This is a genomic window from Candidatus Arsenophonus triatominarum (genome assembly GCF_001640365.1).
Lineage (GTDB): Bacteria > Pseudomonadota > Gammaproteobacteria > Enterobacterales > Enterobacteriaceae > Arsenophonus > Arsenophonus triatominarum.
Genome location: NZ_LWMI01000094.1, coordinates 1 through 3,674 on the forward strand (window position 1 = coordinate 1; position 3,674 = coordinate 3,674).

The following is a 3,674-nucleotide window of genomic DNA, read 5'->3' on the forward strand; positions in this document are numbered from 1 at the left end:
GCCCCACAGATAGGCGGCAGGTGTTGAGTATTTTTCAGACATGCGCATATACCTCGTTGTTGAGGGTTCCATTGCTTTGAATTGATTGATTTGAGTAGTGAAACTCAGTGATTTAAAACTTTTTTTCGTTATTGAATTTTACGGCGGTAGCTTGACCAATTGAAATTTAACCAAAGCCCATTGCTCATCATCATTCTATCGATGACTCTATCGCCCAAAAATTGCCGAATTTGTTCACTTCCCGCGCAGATTTGGCATCCATCGCGAGACCGTCTTTTGTCACTTGCACGTTGTCAATCCTCGAAAGTGGGTAAAACCGGTTCCCAAATACACCCACAATTGATTTTTTCACCTGGCAGGATGTATTCACCGCTAATCAGGCAGCCTTTACGGAGCGAAAATTTCTTGCCCGTGGCTTTTACATGATCAGGCCTTGGGTGTTGCCCTGCGCCGGTATGTCGCCAAATCCCCTCAGTTATCCCCAGCGCATGCTGTCTCACTGCCGCCAAGGCAGAATTCGCTTTTCGGTTCTGGTCACGGGCAATCAATTCCGCCCTTCTGGCAGTTACGCCAAACTGTTGTCCCAATGTTTTTTTAAGCTGAGCTAAATCACCTCCCCGCGAAACAGACTGGAGAACCACGGATTCAACGTTAGTGAAATAGCGTTGGGGGATGGATTTAATTAATGACACGTTCTCCGCCACAATCGCTGTCACCGCATTGTGCATGTCGCGCGTCATTTTGAAATCAATCGCAAACCCCTTATCGACCAGCTGCTTTTTAAGGGGCACATCCACATTACCGGCTGCTCGGTTAACGAAGGTTTTTGCCAGATCGTCGGATAAGGCAGTGAATTTCTTTACCCAGCGGGCAGAAAGCGCGCGGAGCGTATTCCTTATCATTGAGGCGGGGCTGGCGTCGTAAGCAAGAGAATTTTTTGAAAAGGAAGTTAAAATTTTGGCGGTGACGTTTTTATGCATCCTGGTAATCTGGCGACGTAATTCACGCTGATACCAAAGCTGTATCCCTGCATTGGGGAGTGAAGGTTTAAGTGTTTTCTCCTTCTTTTTCGTCTGTTTCATCTTCGTTTTCCTGCCCGTTCATGAAAGCAAAACCACTCTTCGGATTATTGATAAGCCATTGAGCGACATCCATCGTCGAAATACATGAACTCGTTGCTAAATTAGCCAGCATTGAAGCGTTATTGAGATTTATCTCCGACATTTCCTTCTCGGTTAGCTCATCGAGTGGGTTAAAGGTGAACGTAATTTCGGGTAATAGCTGCCCAAATTCCGCTATAAACAGGTAATCCAGCATTTGCTGTATCATGGGGCGAATATTGCGTTCCTGAATACCGGAGATGGTTTCGTGCCAGACATCGATTTCACCCTGCCCGTTTGCATTCAGTCCCGCGGGCGCATTGCCAAGCAGCTTAATCACCGGCATCCGTGAGGGAATACACAGTTGTTCCTGATAGTTTGAGGCGATTTTCTCAAGATCCGTCATCGGTGTATTGATCTGAAAAAACTCTTCCTCCGTATCTAGCGCCAGTACCCCGCGATTGTTTCGGTAGTTGGTCATGATATCGATGCGGCGTTTGAATTCGCCTGGATTTTCCATCCGTTTTTCCATATCAGTTTTTAGACCCGCCAGCGTAAAAGCCTTGACAATTTTGGGTATCTCATCGCGGATAGTTTCCCACGCCTTGACATAAGGCTCCATTAGCTGGATCAGTGATAAGCCCCCAAAGTTATAGGCAGGTTTCAGTATCTGTGATACCGGACGCGTCACTAGGTCAATAAATCGGGAGGCGTGGATGGTCTGCCCCATAACAAACCACGATGAAGGCTGATAAAAATCCGGCTCCCACGGTCTGAGCGTGTTATACATCGCCGGATACATCCAAATAGGCTCAATAATACGAAAACCGCGAAATTTATCGCCCACTTTTGCTCTGTCTTTAAAGAGCGGATTGCGCATTTCATTCTCATCGGCGCCCATGTCAATATAGATATGCGCTATGCCGAACAGACAATCATGCAAAACGGCCTGATGGATCATATCCTGAAGGCGATATTTCACGATTACCCCTTCCACCTCATTAACGAGGTCCTCATCATCGGATGAGGATTTTACGGTTAACCAATTGCGCGTAACCTCGTCAGCAAAAATCGCGGCAACATTGGCGTACTCGGATTGCTGCGCTTTCATGGCCAACATCGGGTATCCCTGAAACCCACCATACAAACAATCACTCCCGAATGCATTCAGGGTTTCATACGGGGTGGCATCATTCGCCAGCGCGTCCGCTCTCTTTGCTTCGGGTATCACGCCTGCGGGAGGGGCATAGGGTTTGAATTCGTAGACTGGCTGCTCACTGACCGGATACATATCGATATCAGAGATGGAAAATAGCTTTTTCCTTTCAGGCTTAACGTCCTTTTTCCTGTTTCTTTTGTTCATTAGAAAAATGCCTCGTCGGGAATGTGAAACGGTTTAGGAACGGGGGAAAAAGCCATAATTAATGAATCGGCCATGTTGGGTGAAGCGATGCCCCGTTTTTTCATGTCTTTTTTGCTCTCGACTTTCACCCGTCCATTGTTGTCGTAATCCACCCGAGGACGGGATAATTCAGCTTTCAGTACGTCAAGTTCTTTTATGCCTGAACTGAGACTGATTAACAGGCCATCGGTAAATTGATTGATGAAACGTTTGTCATCCGGATATTTTTCCAAATGCATGATACACCGCCAGGTATTAAAAAAACGGTCTCGGACGCCCCACCAGGCTTGCGCCTTAATATTCGCGAACATATCTTTATTGGTTTTTCCCGCCACATATTTTGCGTCAGGTTTAAAGACAGCCCCACCCGCGTTGAATCCGGTTGCGGTGATATGACATGTCCGTCGTAGATGCGCTTTCACCCCTGCCCCTACCCCGATGGAGTCATAGATGATTTCATCGGCATGGACTTCCTCAGCATAGTTTTTGACTCGGTTTGCTGAGCTGATCACGTCGCCTTTACTCCACTGCTGGCAATCCGTGACAACCGATCCGTGTACAAACGTGAGGGCGTTGCTGTCATCGCCCTCATCTGCAACGTCAAAACCGAGTCGTTTAGCCCCCGTTGTCAAAAACCCCAGTTTGATATGGGCATCAATGGCCGCCTGTACCCATTCGGCGGGAATTAAGATACCTTCAACAGACGCCTGATAGTTCAAATCCAGTTCCTGCGCCACAATGACCGGATTATCGATTTTCAGGCACTCTTTTCGTACCATTGTTCATCTTTACGGGGGTCATTGCGCCAGTGAAAGGTAAACACCGGAATACGTCCACTGTGGCGTTTTTGGGCAAAAGGATTGTCCATCCCATTAACCGAACTTAAGTCAATGCGGCAGCGGGTAGTTTGCGATAGGGCAGCATCAATCAATAGCGGACGAGGCAAAAAGGCGGCTTCGTCGACGAAATAGAGTGTCGTCCGGTCACCCCGTCCAATATTGTCCCCCGCTTCACCCTTGATAATGGCGCCGGTGTTTGGAAAATTGACCCGCATATAAGGCGCGTGTTTTTTCGCTACCCAGCCTCCCCGAAACTCTTGCGGTAAAGTTTCAATAAACTTACGGCTTTCCAGAACAACGCTTTCGGGTCACCGGTGCTGTCAACATACTCTT

The 3,674-nt window shown here is 47.7% G+C and carries 2 protein-coding genes and 1 pseudogene; all 3 read right to left on the reverse strand.

Annotation, left to right across the window (positions count from 1 at the left end; translation table 11 throughout):
* Positions 1–293: 293 nt before the first annotated feature.
* Complete coding sequence (locus AYJ55_RS24285) at positions 294–1,082, reverse strand: phage head morphogenesis protein (RefSeq protein ID WP_245677217.1); 789 nt, start codon at positions 1,080–1,082, stop codon at positions 294–296.
* Positions 1,048–2,463: a phage portal protein gene (locus tag AYJ55_RS24290; protein ID WP_063657820.1), complete on the reverse strand. Its 1,416-nt coding sequence runs from the start codon at positions 2,461–2,463 to the stop codon at positions 1,048–1,050. Before AYJ55_RS24290 ends, AYJ55_RS24285 begins: the two co-directional genes overlap by 35 nt.
* Positions 2,463–3,674: pseudogene (locus AYJ55_RS30305) on the reverse strand (terminase large subunit); the annotation flags it as partial. The gene AYJ55_RS24290 and the pseudogene AYJ55_RS30305, both read right to left, overlap by 1 nt.

What these genes read in the sequence shown, in the direction of transcription:
- AYJ55_RS24285 (WP_245677217.1), bottom strand. Translation starts at nt 1,082, where the DNA reads ATGAAACAGACGAAAAAGAAGGAGAAAACACTTAAACCTTCACTCCCC.
- AYJ55_RS24290 (WP_063657820.1), bottom strand. Translation starts at nt 2,463, where the DNA reads ATGAACAAAAGAAACAGGAAAAAGGACGTTAAGCCTGAAAGGAAAAAG.